This is a genomic window from Kitasatospora sp. NPDC091207, from assembly GCF_044768625.1.
Lineage (GTDB): Bacteria > Actinomycetota > Actinomycetes > Streptomycetales > Streptomycetaceae > Kitasatospora.
Window position 1 is genome coordinate 246,002 of the sequence record NZ_JBIVVS010000010.1, and the last position, 17,758, is coordinate 263,759.

General features: G+C 74.5%; 16 protein-coding genes. 6 read left to right on the forward strand and 10 right to left on the reverse strand.

Features of this window, described 5'->3' with window-relative positions; genetic code table 11:
- Positions 1 to 87: 87 nt before the first annotated feature.
- Positions 88 to 1,002 (reverse strand): LysR family transcriptional regulator, encoded by a 915-nt coding sequence (locus tag ACIQTO_RS19390; protein ID WP_402389178.1) that lies wholly within the window; start codon positions 1,000 to 1,002, stop codon positions 88 to 90.
- A 235-nt stretch (positions 1,003 to 1,237) separates the two neighbouring features.
- Between ACIQTO_RS19390 and ACIQTO_RS19395 the strand changes: the two genes are divergently transcribed.
- A complete protein-coding gene (locus ACIQTO_RS19395) occupies positions 1,238 to 1,798 on the forward strand; it encodes a cupin domain-containing protein (protein WP_402389181.1) in 561 nt (186 codons plus the stop codon).
- A gap of 61 nt (positions 1,799 to 1,859) precedes the next feature.
- On the opposite strand, the gene ACIQTO_RS19400 is transcribed toward ACIQTO_RS19395, so the two are convergent.
- Positions 1,860 to 2,762, reverse strand: a complete 903-nt coding sequence (locus ACIQTO_RS19400) for a DUF4389 domain-containing protein (protein WP_402389184.1) — start codon at positions 2,760 to 2,762, stop codon at positions 1,860 to 1,862.
- Between the two features lie 398 nt (positions 2,763 to 3,160).
- On the opposite strand from ACIQTO_RS19400, the gene ACIQTO_RS19405 reads away from it, so the two are divergent.
- The 4 genes from ACIQTO_RS19405 (at position 3,161) to ACIQTO_RS19420 (ending at position 7,153) form a co-directional block, all read left to right on the forward strand.
- Positions 3,161 to 3,556 carry a hypothetical protein gene (locus ACIQTO_RS19405; RefSeq protein WP_402389186.1) on the forward strand — a complete coding sequence of 132 codons (396 nt, stop codon included), beginning with the start codon at positions 3,161 to 3,163 and terminating at the stop codon, positions 3,554 to 3,556.
- Positions 3,553 to 5,367 (forward strand): GMC family oxidoreductase, encoded by a 1,815-nt coding sequence (locus ACIQTO_RS19410; protein WP_402389189.1) that lies wholly within the window; start codon positions 3,553 to 3,555, stop codon positions 5,365 to 5,367. Before ACIQTO_RS19405 ends, ACIQTO_RS19410 begins: the two co-directional genes overlap by 4 nt.
- Complete coding sequence (locus tag ACIQTO_RS19415) at positions 5,367 to 6,263, forward strand: hypothetical protein (RefSeq protein ID WP_402389192.1); 897 nt, start codon at positions 5,367 to 5,369, stop codon at positions 6,261 to 6,263. The genes ACIQTO_RS19410 and ACIQTO_RS19415 overlap by 1 nt, the downstream gene beginning before the upstream one ends.
- A 149-nt stretch (positions 6,264 to 6,412) precedes the next feature.
- Positions 6,413 to 7,153 carry a VOC family protein gene (locus ACIQTO_RS19420; RefSeq protein WP_402389195.1) on the forward strand — a complete coding sequence of 247 codons (741 nt, stop codon included), beginning with the start codon at positions 6,413 to 6,415 and terminating at the stop codon, positions 7,151 to 7,153.
- 160 nt (positions 7,154 to 7,313) lie between these two features.
- On the opposite strand, the gene ACIQTO_RS19425 is transcribed toward ACIQTO_RS19420, so the two are convergent.
- From ACIQTO_RS19425 to ACIQTO_RS19455, 7 genes are all read right to left on the reverse strand, one after another.
- Positions 7,314 to 8,336 (reverse strand): bile acid:sodium symporter family protein, encoded by a 1,023-nt coding sequence (locus tag ACIQTO_RS19425; protein WP_402389198.1) that lies wholly within the window; start codon positions 8,334 to 8,336, stop codon positions 7,314 to 7,316.
- 296 nt (positions 8,337 to 8,632) lie between these two features.
- Positions 8,633 to 9,010 (reverse strand): hypothetical protein, encoded by a 378-nt coding sequence (locus tag ACIQTO_RS19430; protein ID WP_402389201.1) that lies wholly within the window; start codon positions 9,008 to 9,010, stop codon positions 8,633 to 8,635.
- The gene (locus tag ACIQTO_RS19435) at positions 9,007 to 9,891 is read right to left on the reverse strand and encodes an oxaloacetate decarboxylase (RefSeq protein ID WP_402389204.1); all 885 of its coding nucleotides are present in this window, start codon (positions 9,889 to 9,891) and stop codon (positions 9,007 to 9,009) included. The genes ACIQTO_RS19430 and ACIQTO_RS19435 overlap by 4 nt, the downstream gene beginning before the upstream one ends.
- A 1,106-nt stretch (positions 9,892 to 10,997) precedes the next feature.
- Positions 10,998 to 11,912: an acyltransferase domain-containing protein gene (locus tag ACIQTO_RS19440; protein ID WP_402389207.1), complete on the reverse strand. Its 915-nt coding sequence runs from the start codon at positions 11,910 to 11,912 to the stop codon at positions 10,998 to 11,000.
- A 132-nt stretch (positions 11,913 to 12,044) separates the two neighbouring features.
- A complete protein-coding gene (locus ACIQTO_RS19445; RefSeq protein ID WP_402389210.1) occupies positions 12,045 to 12,668 on the reverse strand; it encodes a phosphatase PAP2 family protein in 624 nt (207 codons plus the stop codon).
- Between the two features lie 115 nt (positions 12,669 to 12,783).
- Positions 12,784 to 13,689, reverse strand: coding sequence for a class I SAM-dependent methyltransferase (locus ACIQTO_RS19450; RefSeq protein ID WP_402389212.1), 906 nt, complete (start codon positions 13,687 to 13,689; stop codon positions 12,784 to 12,786).
- Positions 13,690 to 13,867: 178 nt separating this feature from the next.
- Entirely contained in the window at positions 13,868 to 14,407 is a 540-nt protein-coding gene (locus ACIQTO_RS19455) for a PadR family transcriptional regulator (protein WP_402389215.1), read from the reverse strand.
- Positions 14,408 to 14,542: 135 nt separating this feature from the next.
- Here ACIQTO_RS19455 and ACIQTO_RS19460 point away from each other — a divergent pair, with 135 nt between their 5' ends.
- Positions 14,543 to 15,919 (forward strand): MATE family efflux transporter, encoded by a 1,377-nt coding sequence (locus ACIQTO_RS19460; protein WP_402389218.1) that lies wholly within the window; start codon positions 14,543 to 14,545, stop codon positions 15,917 to 15,919.
- 544 nt (positions 15,920 to 16,463) lie between these two features.
- Here ACIQTO_RS19460 and ACIQTO_RS19465 read toward each other — a convergent pair.
- Positions 16,464 to 17,756: a cation:proton antiporter gene (locus tag ACIQTO_RS19465; RefSeq protein ID WP_402389220.1), complete on the reverse strand. Its 1,293-nt coding sequence runs from the start codon at positions 17,754 to 17,756 to the stop codon at positions 16,464 to 16,466.
- Between the last annotated feature and the right edge of the window lie 2 nt (positions 17,757 to 17,758).

A 17,758-nucleotide genomic window follows, 5' to 3' on the forward strand; every position in this document is an offset into this window, starting at 1 on the left:
CGTACCGGAGCTGTGGCCGACCGGAGATGCGGCGTACCGGCGGCCCCGCGATGCGGCGGCCCGGATGCGTTCCGGACCGCCCGGGGGTCAGGCGGGCGGTGTCACGGCGCGGATCGCCTGGAGGAGCCGGCGCAGGGCGGGTGGGGGTGGGCCGCTACGGACGGCGAGCGAGGTGGTGACGGTGAGGCCGGCGAGTGGCCGGTAGGCGATCCGGGGGACCGGTGGCAGCTCGGACACCCGGTAGAAGACCGTCCATGACGGGGCGTCGGCCGCGATCTCGGTGAGCGTCTCGCGCAGGGTGGTGAACGGCGGGCCGGGTACCGGTGCGGTGCCGCCGACCGCGTGCCAGGCGGCGGTGACCAGGTCGTGGAACGGCGGGTTGTGCGCGCGGGGGGCCAGCCGCAGCGGAAGGTCGCGCAGGTGGGCCAGGGGCAGCGGGGCGGGTCCGCCGGGTGCCGGACCGCCCGGCGCGGCTCCGGCCAGCGGGTGGTCGGCGGGCAGGGCGGCGTACAGCGGGTCGCTCCAGAGCGGGAGCAGGTCCAGCCCGGGCTCGGTGGCCGGACCGCGGACGAAGGCGGCGTCCAGCGCACCCGAGCGGACCAGGGCGAGCCGCTCCGCCGGGGCGGCCCGGGTGAGGCGGACGCGCAGGCGAGGCGCGAGGTCCGCCAGCGCGGCCAGGATGTCGTAGAGACGGTCGCCGGGCCCGTGGAGGGCTCCCAGCCGGAGCGTGCCGTCGGCCCCGGCGGCGATCTCGGCGGCCACCCGGCGGGTGCGGTCGGCCGCCGCGAGGACCGCCCGGGCCTCCGGCAGCAGGCGCTCACCGGCGGCCGTCGGCCGGACGCGCCGGGTCGAACGGTCGAAGAGCACCACCCCGAGTTCGCGTTCCAGCCGTTGGACCTGCTGGCTGACCGCCGACTGGACGATGCCCAGCCGCTCGGCGGCGCGGCCGAACCCGCCCTGCTCGGCCACCGCGACGACGTACGCCAGCTGCCGCAGTTCCACGGTCCCCCTCGGTGTGCTCGGTCCGGTCCCTGTGCTCTCGGGCCGTTGCTGTCCGGCCGTTGCTCTCTGCGAGTGCCCGGATTCGCGCCCGGTGCCCTTCCGGCGCGCGCGGTCCGCCGAGTCGCCGACCCATCGCGATCACTGATCGGTGCCATCGCCAACTGCTCCTGGTTCGGCCGCTATTCCCGCGTTCGAATGGGTCCCGACCAGCCGGCCACCCAGGAAGGACCCCGCCATGCCGTCCCACCCGAGCCCTCACTCCACGTCCCGCTCCACCCCTGGGCCGCTGCCCGGGACGGCGCCGGCGGTGGTCGTCCGCGCGGCCGATGCCGAACGCGTCGCCCTGGCCGGCGGCAGCGCCTTCCACCTGCTGGCCGACGGTGACGGCAGCGCCACCCCGCCCGGCGGCGCGTTCGGCGCCAACCGCCTCGTCCTGGCGGAGGGCGCGGACGGCGCCAGGCCGCACTACCACGCGCGGTCCGCCGAGTTGTTCTACGTGCTCGGCGGCGCGGTGGAGTTCCTGCTCGGTGACCGATCGACCGCCGTCACCGCGGGCGACCTGGTGGTCGTCCCGCCCGGTTTGCCGCACGCGTTCGGCGCGGCTGCCGGCCGCACGGCCGACCTGCTCGTGGTGATGGCCCCCGCCGTGGAGCGCTTCGGATACTTCCGCCACCTCGGCCGTGTCGCCGCCGGGCTGGACACCTTCGACCGGCTCCTGCCCGAGCAGGACCGCTACGACGTGCACTTCACGGACGCCGGGTCCTGGCAGCGCGTGCGTTCGGGCGGCACGGTCTGACCGTGCCGCCCGAACGCTGCGGGGGCGGTGGGCGCGTCCGCCGTGCCGGGCGGCCCGGGTGTCAGCCGGCGGCGCCGACCGGGCCGGTCAGCAGCGGGCCCGTTTGCGGCGGGCCGGGCATCAGGGGCCCGGGCACCAGCGGGCCGGTGACGTTCTTGGTGTCGTCGTCGTCGTCCGTGAACGTCGAGGTGATCGAGCTGGTGCCCGAGGAGAGCACGCCGATCACGAGGAATGCCACCAGCAGCCCGCGCCCGCCCCCGCTCAGCACCAGGGGGTGGGTCCCCGAGACCGGCCCGCCCTTCAGCGGGGCCGCCCCGCCCACCGCCGCCCCGCCCGCCGCCGCCCCGCCCGCGGTTGGGGCCGGTTCGTCGCCGAACAGCCGCTTCGGGTAGGCGGAGGTGAGCATCAGCAGGTACGCCGTGTACCGCATCTGGTAGCGCAGGATCGCCGCCGTGGCCTCGAACAGCGGCTGCGGCATCCGGCCCAGGATCAGCACCACCAACCAGCTGATGAAGGCCACCGTCCACCAGCCGGCGTACAGCACTGCCTGGATGATCATCGCGGGGATGACCAGCACGATCCGGAAGAACACCGCGAGCCGGTTGAGTTCACCGGGCCGCAGTTCGACCTGCACGGGGTAGCCGGGGGTCCGGAACGCGAACGGCGGGTAGCAGTCGTGGGTGAGCATCAGATAGGCGTTCACCCGGGTCTCGTAGGGGACGAAGCCGGACAGGTAGTCGGCGGCGAAGTCCGGCAGCCGGCCGAGGAACAGCGCGCCGAACCAGCCGATCACGGTGACGAAGAAGGCCACCACCGACAACGCCCAGACCACCACGAGCTGCGGAATCAGCAGCAGGATCCGCACCAGCACGGTGAGCCGGTTCTGGAGCCCCGGCGGGGGCATGTCCAGTACCGGCAGCCACTCGCTGTCCGTCGGAGCGGGCGCGGCGGGAGCCTGCCACATCAGGGCCTCCAGTTTGTGACACCTTGCGGAGGACGGTGCACCGCCGCGTGCTCCGAAGATCGCAGCCCTCCGCCGTCCGCGCGCGCTGAGCTGCGCCGCCCGGGCGAATCGGTACCCGGAGCCGAGCAGCGTCGGCGGCCGGGGCCCGGGCACCGGGCGACGCCACCCCACCGCGGCCGGATGCTGATGGTTCGCTCACTTCCGACGGCTCGGACGATCAGATTCGCGCGCCAAGTAGCCGTTGGTCGATCAGAGAGGAGCAGTACCGGGCATCCGGCCCTTCCATGCGGAACCGGGAGGGACGATCACAGCGGTGGTCGGGCCGCGCCACCGTGGTGTCATGCCTCGGCCACGCAGTGCTCACGCATTGGCAGTGCTCACGTATGGGGGTGCCCGCGTTGCCAACCATCGACGACCACGAGGACGGCCGTGACGGCCGTGGGGGCCGTTCCGACGACCTCGACGACTTCGACGGCGCCGACCACGACGACCTCGCCGACTTCGACGCGTTCCTCCGGGTCTCCGCCGGGCTCACCGGCTTCGACGAGACGGAGCTGCGCGACACCGGCATGGCCCACGAGCACCACCGCACCCTGCTGGCCCGCCGCGTCCGTGACGAACACGCCCTCATCCACCTCTGGTACGTCGGAGCCTGGCCGGGCGAGCCGCCCTCCTCGCCCCGCGCCTACGACCGGGGGCTGATGTGGCGCACCTTCCAGGCCGCGCCGCCCGGGGCCGCCACGCCCGGACACGGCAGCTGGGCCGAGGCGCCGCAGCACGGCGGTGGCCGGTGAGCGCGCGCTGGGACGCCGTCGTGGTCGGCGCGGGCTTCGCCGGGTCTCTCGTCGCCGAGCGCCTCGGCGCGCAGGGCTGGCGCGTCCTCGTCCTGGAGGCCGGCCACCCGGCCCGCGGCGCCGCCGCCACCACGGCGGCGTACCGTGCCGCCGGCGGCGGGACGCCCACCTCCCCGTACCCGCTCAGCGAGGACGCGCCGTCCCCCGACGTGAGCGACCTCGCCGGGCGGGCGGACGGCGGCTTCGACGCGACCGGCTACCTGGTGCAGCACGGCCCCCTGCCCTACGCCAGCGGCTACCTGCGGGTCAACGGGGGCACCGGGCTGCTGTGGACCGGACTCGCCCCGCGGATGCACCCCGAGGACTTCCGCACCGGCGACCTCGGCCACGGCCGCAACTGGCCGATCGGCTACCACGACCTCGAACCGTACTACCGCCAGGCCGAACAGGAGCTCGGCGTGGCCGCCGACGCGGACCAGCAGCGGGCCGCCGTCGGCCTGCCCATCCCGGACGGCTACGCCTTCCCGACCCGCGCCATCGCCCCCAGCTACCTCGACCAGCAGCTGGCGCATGCCCTCGACGGCCGCACCGTCCGCGACCCCGAGGCCGCCGAGGCGGCGCCCCTCGCCGTCACCGCCACTCCGCACGCCCGCAACGGACTGCCCGGCGGACCGGCGGGGGCTCCGCCGCACGGACCGGGGGCGGTCGGCACCCCCTGCGCGGGCAGCGCCAGCTGCGTCCCGATCTGCCCGACCGGTGCCAAGTACACACCGCTGCGCACCCAGGCCCGCTGGTCCCCGACCGTCGAACTGCGTACCGACGCCGTGGTCCGCCGGGTGATCGCCGGTCCCACCGGCCGGATCACCGGCGTCGACTACCTGTCCGACGGCGCCGCCCACCGGGTCGAGGCGGACCTGGTCGTCCTGGCCGCCCACGCGATCGAGAACGCCCGGCTGCTGCTCCTCTCCGGCCTGGCCAACCGCAGCGACCAGGTCGGCCGGAACCTGATGGACCACCCGGCCCTGCTCACCTGGGGCCTGATGCCGCGACCCGTCGGCCCCTACCGGGGCCCGGGGTCGACCAGCGGGCTGGAGGCCTTCCGCTTCGGAGCGGGCCGCCGGCGCCGTGCGCCGTTCCGGGTCGAGATCGGCAACTGGGGCTGGTCCTGGGCCGCCGGTCCGCCGCAGGTCGACGTCGCGGAGCTGCTGGCCGCCGGAGTGCGGGGGAAGGAACTGCGCGAGCGGTTGGGGGACCGGCTCGGCCGGCAGTTCGCGCTCCAGTTCGAGCTGGAGCAGCCGGCCGACCCGGCCAACCGCGTCACCCTCGACCCGGACCGGCGGGACAGGCTGGGGCTGCCCCGCCCCGCCCTGCACTACGACCTCTCCGGGTACGTGCGGCGGGGCATGGCCTCGGCCCGCGCCGTCTCCGACCAGCTGTTCGCACTGCTCGGCGCCGAGGACCACACCCGCTACGAGGCCGGGCCGCGCTGGCCGGGCCGGCTGGAACACGAGGGCCGCCCCTACGCCTACCGCGGCGCGGGCCACGCCGGTGGCACGCACATCATGGGCGAGTCGCCCGCCGACTCCGTCGTCGACCAGTGGCAGCGCTGCTGGGACCACCCCAATCTGTACGCCGTCGGCTGCGGATCGATGCCCTCGCTCGGCACCTCCAACCCCTCGCTCACCATGGCCGCGCTCGCGCTGCGCAGCGCCGAGCGGATCCACCGCGACCTGCTGGCGCTGCACCGCCCGGCGACGGTCGTCGCACCGGCCGGCCCGCCCGCACCCACCCCCCACCTGACGGAGTCCTGATGGCCGCCCTTCCGCTCCCGCCCGTCCCGGAGCCGTACCACCTGCCCTTCCACTACGGCGCGTTGCACAACATCGGGGTGGACTACCTGGTCGCCCCGGGCCCGTGCCACGACCTGCTCGCCAAGCGCCACCCGGGCCTGGCCGTCGCCCTGTTCGACGGGATGGCCTGCGTCTCGCTGAACTACCAGCTCTACTTCGCGCAGTACCCGGGTGGCGGCGGGATCACCCAGGAGGTGGAGATCAACGTCATCGCCCACCCGCAGTTCGCCGAGGACCGCCTGCCCGAGCTCAACTACGGCCAGTACGCCCGGGGATACGACCAGACCAAGCTCCTGGGGATCGCCCGGATGCACGTCCTGTGCGACAACCCGCTCGCCATCGACGCGGGCCGCAGGCTCTACGCCGAGCCGAAGCGGCCCGGCTGGTTCGAGGCGGTGATGCCCTCGCTCAACGCCCCCTCCGTGCGCGAGCACTGGTCGGTCTCCTGCCGTCGGGCCTCGCTCGGCCCGGACGGTATGAGCCGGCACGACGGGGAACTGTTCGCCATCGAGGCCGACCTCGTGGGCCTCACACCCGAGGCGGTGATCAACACGCCGATCACCGGCTACGGCACCGACGAGGAGGGCCGGCTGCTGGCCGGGCCGCTCAACGTTCACCAGTCCTACCGGTTCTACGCGCTGGACGACCGCAGCGCCGAGCGGGTCCGCCTCTCCCTCGGTGACCGGCCCGACCGGTCGGCCGACGCCGGGGTGACCCAGCAGGCCGGGGAGACCGGCGGGACCGGGGAGGCCGTCGACGACCTCGGCCGGCTCGTCGGAACCGCGCCCGCCGCCGGAGTGTGGACGTACCAGTCCCCGCCGGTCGCCGCGCACCACCGCCCCTACTACGTCCGGTGAGCACGGGCGTCCGGTGTGCTCGGCCGACCCGGGGTGCGGTTCCCTCGACGGAAACTCGGATGCAGGTGTCGCACGGCCACCCTTAGGCTGCGTTCCCGGGGAGGCCGAGGCGCCGTATCGGCCGTCAGCGAATCGGAGATGCACGGGGTATGAGCAGTCAACTGTTCGCGATCTGCTTCCATGCGACTCGGCCGTCGGGCCTGGCGCGGTTCTGGTCCGGGGTCCTGGGCTGGGAGTTGGCCGACGGTCCGGACGACGACGTCGCGATCCTGCCCCCCGATGCCGCCGGGTTCCGCATCCGCTTCCTGCCGGGCCAGGAGCCGAAGACCGGCCAGAACCGGGCGCACTTCGACCTGACGAGCACCTCCCCGGAGGATCAGCAGCAGACCGTGGCCAGGGCGCTGGAGTTCGGCGGAAAGCACATCGACGTGGGCCAGCTCCCGGAAGAGGGGCATGTGGTGCTCGCCGATCCGGACGGCAACGAGTTCTGCGTCATTCAGGCGGGCAACAGGTTCCTCGCCGACACCGGCTTCATCGGAGCGCTGGCCTGCGACGGGACGCAGGAGGTCGGTTACTTCTGGAGCAACGCGCTGCGGTGGCCGCTGGTCTGGGACCAGGACCAGGAGACCGCGATCCAATCACCGAACGGCGGTACGAAGATCACCTGGGGTGGTCCTCCGGTGGCACCGAAGACGGGCACGAACAGGCTGTCCTTCGAACTGGCGCTCCCCGCCGACGCCGACTGGGAGGCGGAGGTGGACCGCCTGACCTCGCTCGGTGCGACGCGCACCGATGCCGGCGCGGGCACCGACACCGGCGAGGACAAGGGCAGCCGGGTCATGATGCTCGACCCCGACGGCAACGAGTTCTCCGTACAGCGTTCCCGGTAGCGGCCCTGTTGCCGGGTGGGCCGTGTTTCACCGGTGGTCGCCTCTGAGACGCGCGGTCAATCAGCGGTGCACACGCATCCACCGCCCGGCGTCCCTCGACTCCCGACTCCCGACTCCCGACTCCCGACTCCCGACTCGATTCGCGCTCGCCGAAGCCGGGTCACCCGGATCCACTCCGGGTGACCTCCGGCGTGCCGATGGGGCTGCCCGCCGGACCGGCCTCGAACCCCACGTCGGGCGGGGGCGGCGCGTCCTCGGGTCTGTCCGGGGCCCGCGACCAGCGGCCGGCGAGCAGGGTGCCGACGACCAGTTGGAGCTGGTGGTACGCCATCAGCGGCAGCACCAGGAGCCCGGCCTGCGGACCGAACAGGACGGTGGCCATCGGCAGACCGTTCGCCAGGCTCTTCTGCGAACCGCAGAGAACGGCCGCGACCGTGGACTCCCGGTCGAGCCCCAGCAGGTGGGCGCCGAACCGGGCGATGCCGAGCGCGGCGGCGAGCAGCAGGAGCAGGACCGCCAGCAGGCCGAGCAGCGCGCCCGGGGTGGTCATGCTCCAGATGTCCTGGGCCACCGCCGCACTGAACGCGGTGTAGACGACGAGCAGGATCGACGCCCGGTCCACCGGGGTCAGCAGGCGTTTGTGCCGGGCCAGGAAGCCGCCGATGCGTGGCCGTAGTGCCTGCCCGAGGAGGAACGGAGCGAGCAGCTGCGCGCCGATCCGCAGCAGGCCGTCGGCTGACAGGGCGGTGTGGGAGCCGAGCAGCCAGGCGGCCAGCAGCGGGGTCAGCAGCAGGCCGGCGAGGCTGGAGTAGGTGCCCGCGCAGATCGCCCCCGGGACATTGCCCCGGGCGGCGCCGGTGAGCGCCACCGAGGACTGCACCGTCGACGGGACGAGGCAGAGGAACAGCACCCCGGTCTGCAGCTGTTCGGTGAGCGGACGGGGCGTCAGTGCGGCGGTGGCGAGCCCGAGCAGGGGGAAGAGGACGAAGGTACAGGCCAGGACCAGCCCGTGCAGCCGAAGGTGGCGCAACCCGGCCAGGGTCTCGCCGGCGGAGAGCCTGGCGCCGTACAGGAAGAAGAGCAACCCGACCGCGAGGTCGCAGGCCAGCTCGGCCGCCTGGGCGGCCCGCCCGGTGACGGGCAGCAGGGCGGCGAGCAGCACGGTGCCTGCCAACGCTGCCACGTACGGGTCGAGCCCCCGCAGTCGAAGCCCGGGCCGGTTCCGACCCGTCGCGGGTGGGAGGGCCGGTGTCGCCCCCGGTGCCGCGCCCGGTTCCGGGGGCCCGCTCCCCGGGAGTTCGGCCTCCCGGGCCTCCGCCGCTGCCTCCGAGGCCGCCGGCGCCGAGACGCCCGTCTCCGAGATGCCCGCCTCCGAGGCGTCCAGTTCCGAGGCGTCCGGTTCCGAGATGGACGTCTCCGGAGGGCCGGGGTCACGGCCGCCGGGCCACGGCCCGGGAGCCCGGTGCCGGAGCCCGCCGCTCATTCGCCGCTCCCTGCCGACGCGTCCACCGCACTGACCGCGCTGGCCGGAGCGATCCCCAACACCGCGCCCACCAGGGCATTGGCAGGGCCGTGGTCGCTGCCGGCCGTGCCGTGACCGGTCTGGACGTTGCCCGCCTTGTCGATCTCCAGGAGTGAGTCCGTACTCACCAGCGAGTCCGCGTGCGAGTTGTCGATCACTGTGATCAGGCTGCCGCCCGCTGCGGCGGGCGAGGCGGCGGCGCCGAGCAGGACCCAGGCGCCCAGCAGCCCGGCGGCAGTCAGCCGCCACCGGACCGCGGACCCCGGCGCCGGGCCATGCAGTGCTGAGCGCAGCGCCGGGCCACGCAGCGTCGAACCGCCCGGTGCGGACGTCACGCCCGCACCGCCTCGCGCCGGCGCGGGTGGGCGATGTTCCGCTCCAGCAGCTCGGTGGACTCGCGGACGCCGATCTGCGGGCTCTCCTCGGCAGGAGCCGGCAGCCGGCCGTCGGCGACCTTCAGCCCGGCCAGTGCCTCGTCCATCGCCCGGTGCGCGGCGAACAGGCACGGGGTGCTGTAGATGGCGACGTCCACGCCCAAGTCGCCGAGCTCGGACAGCGACAGCCGGGGGGACTTGCCGCCGGCGATCTGGTTGAACAGCAGCGGCTTGTCGCCCACCACCTGCCGGATCCGCCGGATCCACTCCTCGCTGCGCACCCCGTCCACCAGGACGACATCGGCCTCGGTGGCGGCGAGCGCCTCGGCCCGCAGCAGGATGTCGCTCTCCTCGGTGGCGTCCGTGCGGGCCACCACCACGAGGTCGGTCCGGGCGGCGAGGACCTGGTCGAGCTTCTCCAGGTACTCCTCCAGCGGCAGCACCTGCTTGCCGTCGGCGTGGCCGCAGCGGCGCGGGCGCTTCTGGTCCTCCAGGATGACGCCGGAGGCGCCGATCCGCTCCAGCCTGCGCACCACGTGGCAGGCCACCTCCGGATCGACGTACCCGTCGTCGATGTCGACCAGCAGGTGGTGCTGCGGGAACGCCCCGCGCAGCCGCTCGACGAAGGCCACCATGTCCGGCCAGGCGATGAAGCCGATGTCGGGCAGACCGTAGTAGGACGCCGCGAAGCCGAAGCCCGAGACGAACATGCCGTTGTAGTGCTCGGCCGCGATCGACGCCGAGTACATGTCGTAGACGCCGATGAGCGGGGTCGTCCCCTGGGTCGCGATCTCCTCGCGAAGGCGCTGACCGTAGCCCGGCGCCGTGTCTCCGTGAAGCACTGCTCTCTCCTCACTTGCCAAGGTGGGGCACCGCGCGGCGGGTGGCCGAGCCGGCCGACAGCGGGCCGCCACCCGAACGCGAGGCGCACGGAACTTTGCCTGAACTTGGCCATCACTAGAGCCAAATAAGGTGTTCTCACTATGCGGCCTTTAATGTTCCGTGGGCAAATCTTTAAGGGAAGTTCCCTCGTGTGAGTGATGGGCATTCATATCAATCGGAATGGCATATGAAAAGCCGAGAGTAAGGGGACCGTGCCACCGGCCTCGCCGCCCCACGATCGCGGCGGCGGCGTCGGCGCGCACCAGGTGTGCACCAGGCGCCCTCCGGGCGCGGGCCGGCGGGCGTTTCAACGGTGGAGCGGCGCCTCATCCGCCACGAGGCCGGCATCGCCGCCGTCGTGGCTCGGTCCACGGGCGGCGCCGAGAGCCGTCGCCGGCGCCGGGACCTCGACCGGTCGGGTGCTGTCCACCCGGTGGACGGTCCCCGGCCCGGGCGGTTCGGCCGGACCACGACTCCCGGTCCCCGCCGAAGCCGTCGAGCCGCTCGGGACGCACCGGGTGCCGGTCGGCGATCCGCTCGGCGATCCGGTCGGTGAACCGCAGGCGGGCCGTGTCCGGCGGCACCTCGCACCAGACCTCCGGCACCCGTACCACGCCCGCGCGTCGAAGGCCGGCCCGCACGATCGGGCACAGGGGGACAGCCACGGGCTCCCGGCACGGCCCCGCCGCCCGCGTCGCCGCGCAGGGTCCACAGGGTCTCGCCGGCGGCGACCCCCAGGAGGCGGCTCCACTCGTGGTCCGGACGACTCGGTGCCCGAGGGACCGCCGGCGGGTCCGCCGGGGTCCCTCGATCGCGTCCTCGCAGACGAGCGGCAGGCCCGGCTCGGCCGCCGAGGCCCGCGCGGGTGCGGTCCTCCCCGCGCCGGGAAGCCCGTTGACCAGGACCGTCATCGTGCGACCACTCCCTCGCCGGAGGCTCCGCCTCCGACGATCAGCGGGCCGGACGGTGCCACTTCCGACACGGGCGGCCGGCGAACCGACGGCTTCGCCCGTTCGCCGCGCACCGGGCGCGGGGTCCCGGCCGGGGGAGCCGTGGCCCGGCTCCCTCAGCCGCCGTCCTCGTCGAGCGCCAGCCATCCGCCGACGACGTACCAGTGGTCGCCCGCGCGCAGGTGGTCGACGAGGGCGCGCTGGAGCGGGGTGTCCCGGGGCAGGGTGTCCAGCGGACGGTCGGTGTCGCCGAAGACGTAGCGCAGCGGGTTGTCGTCCTCCGGCTCGCCGGGTGGGCGCAGCGGGGTGAACCGCTGCTGGAAGCGGACGATGTTGGACTCCGCCGGCAGGTACCGGCGGAGTTGAGGGTCCAGCAGCCAGGAGAAGACGCAGGCCGCCGGATACGGCTCGGTCGGGAAGTGCCGGGCGAAGAAGCCGCGGGCCCGGGCGAGCGCGCGGTCACAGGCCTCGGGGGAGAGCGGGCCGCAGTGGTCGGGGACGTGGAGCTGGAGGCACCACGGTCCGAAGCCGGCCACGGCGGCCGCCACGGCGTCCGGGCCGGTGAGCCGCTTGCGTTGGAACTGGAGGCGCCCGAGCTGGTACAGCTCGCCGCGGAAGTGCAGGGTCAGCCAGGACGGGTTGCCCAGCACGCCCGGGTGGCCGCGCCAACGGCTCACCACCAGCTGCCGGCCGAGATCGGCCAGGGTGGTCCGGCTCACCGCCGGGCTGATGCCGAGGGCACGGTGGTAGGCGCGGGTGTGCGGGGCGAGGGCGACGAAGAGCAGGGTCAGGAGGTGTCCGGCGGCGTCGAACCCCGTCGGTCGGCCGCCGTCCAGACCGGAGGGCCGTCCGACCGTCCCGATCGCCGCGGACTGCTCGCGCAGGGCCTCGTCGAACGCGGACCGCAGCCCGCGGTCCCGGGCCAGCGCGGTGCGTGCGGCGAGGACGGCGTTCACCTCCTCGAACGGGACGGCGAGTTCGAGCAGCACCTCGGGCAGCTGCTCCGTGTCCGGCAGCGTGAACGGCTCCAACGAGACCCTCCTCAAGGCCCGGCCCGGCAGCGACCCGCCGACCCTATCGGGAGACCGCCGGGGCACCGCGAGAGCGGGGAGCCGAGAGAGCACGGCCGGGACGCGGCCCCGGAACCGGCCGGGGCGTGGGGCTCAGCGCAGCAGGGCGAACACCAGCGCGCAGACGCCGCCGAGCGCCGTGCCGGAGAGCACCTGCGCGGGCGTGTGGGCCTTCAGCACCAGCCGCGACCAGCCGACCGCCACCGGTGCGGCGGCCGCCACCGGCAGCACCGCCGGGCCGAACGCCAGCACCAGGATCATCGCGGCGCCGCCGGCCACGGCGTTGTGCAGGGAGATCTGCCACCAGACCGTGACGGCCAGCGCCGACACCAGACCGGCCAGCATCGCGACGACCAGCGCGCCGACCGCTGCCGGAGCGCCCAGCGTGTAGAGCAGCGCCACCCCCGCCAGCACCGACAGCAGGCTGGCGGCCATCGGGACCACGCGCTGGCGGCGGACCCGGACGTGCTTGTCGGTCAGCGCGCCACGTCGCACCCCGAGGGCGATGATGCCGATCGGCACCACCCCGCAGAACAGCGCCGCGAGCAGGCCCCAGCCCGCCCCCGACCAGCCCTCGGCGCTGTGCGCGCCGACGAGCAGCAGCAGGGCGATGACCAGATGCGCGGGAGCCAGGGACTCGGTGATGATCCGCGCGATCCGCTCGCGCGGCGAGGCGGCGGCGAAGGCCGGCGGCTCGGGCGGCACGAAGGCGCTCATCCGGGCAGCTCGGGGTGGGTCGGCAGGGTGGTGGTCCGGCGCATCGCGACAGCCTATCGACCGGACCGGCCGCCCCGGACCGGCCGCCCGGTCGGCGCCGGGCCCGTCCGGTGGATCAGCCGGTCCGGACCGCCGGGCGGCCGGCGCGGCGGCCGCGCAGCGCCCGCAGGAGCCGTCTGGTCGCGCGGGTGGCGACCGGCGGCAGCAGGTCCAGTGCCAGGCGGCGCGGGGCCGAGCGGTGCGGCGGGGTCGAGCCCGGTTTGACCGCGTGGTTCAGCCGCACCACCCGCGCGCCGGCGATGGAGTCCTCGTCCACCGTGTAGCCGTCGGCCCGCCAGTCCCGGGTGAGCAGCACCCGTCGCAGCGCCTCGGCATCGCCCCAGGTGCCGTAGAACTTCATCGGGGTGAGCAGCACGGGCCGCAGGCCGCCGGTGAACACGGCCTGCCAGACCGCCGCCGAGACGCCGGGGGTGTGCTCCGAACGGTAGTCGTCGAGCGCGACCAGCCCGTTCTCGTCCAGTGCCGCCCGGGCCACCTCGATGTCCCCGGCGACGTGCTCGTAGAGGTGCGAGGCGTCGATGTGGACGAAACGGCAGCTGCCGTCCGGGATCCGGCGGTCGGCCAGCACCGAGGTGGGGGCCTGCACGATGACCGGCAACCGCGGGTGGAACGTGAGGTAGTTGGCCTCGAAGGCCCTCCTGGTCAGGGTCTTGCGGTAGGACATCGTCATCTCGGCGGCGTTGTCGGCGTCGCCGGCCTCGGAGTCGAACAGGTCGCAGACGGTCAGCCGCTCGCCGGGCCGGAGCTGGTCACCGAGCAGGACGGCGCTCCGGCCGAGGTAGCTGCCCAGTTCGAGGATGTCGCCGGTGCGGCCCGCGGCGCTCTGCCCGGTGAGGAAGTGGGCGAAGGCCTCCTGGTCGATCTTGAAGAACCAGCCGGGGATGCCGTCCGGCGTCAGGTGCCGCGGGTGGGCGGTTCCGTTGTCGGCAGTGGGCACGGTGGCCTCCAGGGGTGCGGGCACGGCGCGGCGCGTACGGTGCGTCCCGCGACGGCGCCACGGTGCGGGGCGGAACATCATAGCGACGACTCCGCCGCGTCGCGCCAGGCCCGGAACGGGATTCGACGGAGCGTCCGCACCGGGTATCGGGCGGCCTCCGGAGGCCTCGGTGAAGGCCGGCACCGGGCCCGCCCCGTCGGCCTCAGGAGGACCGGCCGCGCTCCAGGTCGGCGATCGTCGAGGCCAGCCAGGCCCGCTCGGCGGCGCCGGACGCGCGGGCGACGAGCAGCATGCCCCGCCGGAACGGGTTGGGCTCCTGCTCGGCCGCGACCGGCCGGCCCTGGGCGTCGTAGAAGAAGCTGCTCGGTGCCTCCAGGAAGGCCAGCCGGCGCCGCAGTACCGCGGCCTGCGCGGCGGGGTCGGTGAGGCGGTCGAGGAAGGTCGCCACGGTGAAGAAGCGGATCTGGTCGGAGATCTCGACCTCGGCCGGGTCGGCCAGGCGGCGCTCCAGTTCGGTCCGGCCGTCGACGGTGAGCCGCAGGACCTGCCTCGGTACGGCGCCGCTGCCCGGCTCGTGGTGGCGCTCCAGCAGCCCGGCCTTCTCCAGACGGGCGATGGCGGGGTAGAGGGCGCCGTCGCTGACGGGCCGGACATGGCCGGTCAGGCCGGTGATCCGGGACTTCAACTCGTAGCCGTGCAGCGGTTCGTCGTACAGGAAGCCGAGGATCGCGAGGGTGAGCACCGGTACAGCCCTTCCGTCGTCGCACGCTCCGTCCGGCCGTCATGCTACCTCTTGCCGATGTGCATCGAATCGATGTATCTCTATTCGAGATAGCGCGCGGTGGCCGATCAGGCCCACGGAACCGGGGGAGCACGTATGCGAGGACACCTGTCGAGGCTGCTCGGGCTGGCGGGCCCGGTCTACGCCGGACTCCTGTCCGGGGTGGTCGCCACGGCCATCGGGACGTTCTGGGCGGGACGGCTCGGCGCGGACGCCGTCGCCGCCGTCACCCTCGCGGGCACCGTCGAGAACCTGCTGCTCGGCCTGGTCCTGGTGGTCGCCTCCGGCACCACCCTGCGGATCTCGCACGCCGTCGGCGCCGCGGACCCGTCGGCGGCCGGCCGCACCGCGCGCGCGGCCTGGCGGCTCTGGGCCTGCGGCAGCCTGCTGCTCGCCGTGCCCGGCTACCTGCTGCGCGACGCGATCGCGGAGGCCTTCCTGGACGGCCCCGCCGCCGGGCTCGCCGCGGACTACTTCGCGGTCGCCTTCCCCGCGTTCGGGCTCTTCTTCGGCCAGCGGGTGGCCGACGAGCTCTTCAAGGGCGTCGGTGACACCCGGACACCGATGCGGCTCGCCCTGTTGAGCAACGCCCTGCTGCTCGTCCTCGACCCGTTGCTGATCTTCGGCCCCGGCCCGTTCCCGGCCCTCGGCGTGACGGGCGCGGCGCTCGCGCTGACCGTCTCGCGGGCCGCCACCCTCGCCGTCACGGTGCTGCTCCGGCGGCGCCACGAGTCCGCCGCCCCGGCCGGCGGACTCGTGGCGGAGGCCCGTCGGATCATCGCCGCCGGGGCCCCGTTCGGCCTCGACTTCACCGCCCGGATGGGCGTCGGCACGGCGCAGCTCGGCCTGGTCGCGGCCTTCGGCGTCCCGGCGGTCGCCGGCTACGGGGTCGGCTACCGCGTGCTGATGATCGTGACCATGGCCTTCTACGCCGTCCGGCAGGCGGCCGCCATCGAGGCGGCCCGGCTCACCGGCGCGGGGGACGCGGCCGGGCTGCGCACCCTGGGCCGTGACACCGCCCGGCTGGCCGGGGCGCTCGGCGCGGGCGCCGCCGTGCTCTGCGCGGCGCTGGCGGTGCCGGTCACCGCGCTGTTCACCGAGGACCGGGCGGTGGCCGCCCACTCCGTCGGCTTCCTGCGGATGACCGGGTTCTACCTGCTGCCGTACGCCCTGGTGGTCGCCCTCGGCGGGGTGCTCCAGGCGACCGGCGCGGGGCGCCCGCTGGTGGTGGCCGTGCTCTTCGGGCTCGCCGTCCAACTCGCCGCCGGCGTGGTCCTGTCGGGCCCGTTCGGAGTGGACGGCCTCTGGGCCGGTATGGCGCTGGGCGCGGTGGTCCAGCTCGGGCTGATGCGGCTGTTGGCGCTGCGCCGCCGGCCGGCGGGACCGGCGGTCGGTACGGCGGTCGAACCGGAGGAACCGGGCGAGCCGGCTGGACGGGCCGGGGCCACCCGGCGGTCGGCGCCGGTGGAATGACGCCCCGGGCCCGGTTCCGGCCGCCGCACCGACTCGCCGGCGCGGGTGCTCACCCCGCCCGCCGCACGTCGCGGACCGAGGTCACGTCGGTGGCCGCACGGCAGGTCGGGCTGACGTTTGAGCGGGGGAGGCGCGTCCAGCAGTGCGAGAAAGCCGCTCGTCTGCGGCGACGGCAAGGCTCAACCCCTCGTAGCGGGGTGAATGTCCCTTCGCCTGGCGGTCGGCGAAGAGCCGGTACTCATCCGCGATGGTCCGCGACTCGACGTCCGGGGCCGGGTCGGTGCTTGTGTCTACTCGTCGGCACGGGGGTGGGCCGGGCAGAATCGGCGGTATGGACGAAGGCGGCGAACCGGCCTGCTGGCTGGACCTGGTCTGCCCGGAGTGCGGGCGGCTGCGCGAACGGCGCGGGCCGGATCCCTGCGCGAACTGCGGAGCCCCGCCCGGGCCCGGCGCCGCGCCGGGTGCGCACGGAGGAGCGTCGGACCCGGCCGGAGGTGCGGACCCCGGGGCGGATCGGGTCGAGTGATCCGCCCCGGGGCCGTGTTCAGCGCGGAAGCCCGCCGGCCGGCTCCTCCTGCGCGACCCCGTCCGGCGCGGCGCCGTCCTCCGGCGCGGTGGCGGGCAGCCGTCCGGCGGCCGGCGCCGACGGGTCGGCGGGCGCCCAACGCCCCCGCCGGCGTTGGCGCAGCGCCCCGAGCCGCTCCACCGCGGGCTGGGTGTACCGGGCGGCGAGCGGTCCGGTGACCACCAGGATCAGCACGTACGCGGTGGCGAACGGTCCGAGCTCCGGTTCGATGCCCGCGGTGACGGCCAGGCCGGCGATGACGATCGAGAACTCCCCGCGCGAGACCAGCGCCCCGCCGGCCCGCCAGCGGCCGCGTACGGCGATCCCGGCCCGCCGGGCGGCCCAGTACCCGGTGGCCACCTTGGTGAGCGCGGTGACCAGGGCCAGCAGCAGGGCGGGCAGCAGGACGGGCGGGATGCTGGTGGGGTCGGTGCTGAGCCCGAAGAAGACGAAGAAGACCGCGGCGAAGAGGTCTCGCAGCGGGCTGAGCAGGGTGTGCGCGCCCTCGGCGGCCTCACCGGAGAGGGCGATGCCGACCAGGAAGGCCCCGACCGCCGCCGACACCTGGAGCTGCTGCGCCAGGCCGGCCACCAGCAGGGTGAGCCCGAGGACGACCAGCAGCAGCTTCTCCGGATCGTCGTGCGAGACGAACTTCGAGATCACCCGGCCGTAGCGGAGCGCGACGAAGAGCACGGCGCCCGCGGTCGCGAGCGCGATGGCGAGGGTGACCGAGCCGGCCAGCAGCCCGGCGCCGGCCAGCAGCGCGGTCAGGATCGGCAGGTAGACGGCCATCGCGAGGTCCTCCAGCACCAGGATGCTGAGGATCACCGGGGTCTCCCGGTTGCCGAGCCGGCCGAGGTCGCCGAGCACCTTGGCGATGACCCCGGAGGACGATATCCAGGTGACGCCGGCCAGCACCACGGCGGCCACCGGGCCCCAGCCGAGGAGCAGCGCGGCCGCCGCGCCCGGCAGCGCGTTGAGCAGGAAGTCGACGGCGCCGGCCGGGTACTGCGCCTTGAGGTTGGTCACCAGGTCGGCGGCGGTGTACTCCAGACCCAGCATCAGCAGCAGCAGGACGACGCCGATCTCGGCGCCGGTGGCGACGAACTCCTCACTGGCGCTGAGCGGCAGCAGCCCGCCCTTGCCGAAGGCCAGTCCGCCGAGCAGGTAGAGCGGGATGGGCGAGAACCCGTACCGGCCGGCTATGCGGCCGAGCAGGCCGAGCACCAGGATGACCGAGCCGAGCTCGATGAAGACGGTCGCGGTGTGCATCC

Excerpts from the sequence above, each read along its gene's own strand:
- ACIQTO_RS19395 (WP_402389181.1), top strand. The coding sequence starts at position 1,238 with ATGCCGTCCCACCCGAGCCCTCACTCCACGTCCCGCTCCACCCCTGGG.
- ACIQTO_RS19400 (WP_402389184.1), bottom strand. The coding sequence starts at position 2,762 with ATGTGGCAGGCTCCCGCCGCGCCCGCTCCGACGGACAGCGAGTGGCTG.
- ACIQTO_RS19415 (WP_402389192.1), top strand. The coding sequence starts at position 5,367 with ATGGCCGCCCTTCCGCTCCCGCCCGTCCCGGAGCCGTACCACCTGCCC.
- ACIQTO_RS19420 (WP_402389195.1), top strand. The coding sequence starts at position 6,413 with ATGAGCAGTCAACTGTTCGCGATCTGCTTCCATGCGACTCGGCCGTCG.
- ACIQTO_RS19445 (WP_402389210.1), bottom strand. The coding sequence starts at position 12,668 with ATGAGCGCCTTCGTGCCGCCCGAGCCGCCGGCCTTCGCCGCCGCCTCG.
- ACIQTO_RS19460 (WP_402389218.1), top strand. The coding sequence starts at position 14,543 with ATGCGAGGACACCTGTCGAGGCTGCTCGGGCTGGCGGGCCCGGTCTAC.
- ACIQTO_RS19465 (WP_402389220.1), bottom strand. The coding sequence starts at position 17,756 with ATGCACACCGCGACCGTCTTCATCGAGCTCGGCTCGGTCATCCTGGTG.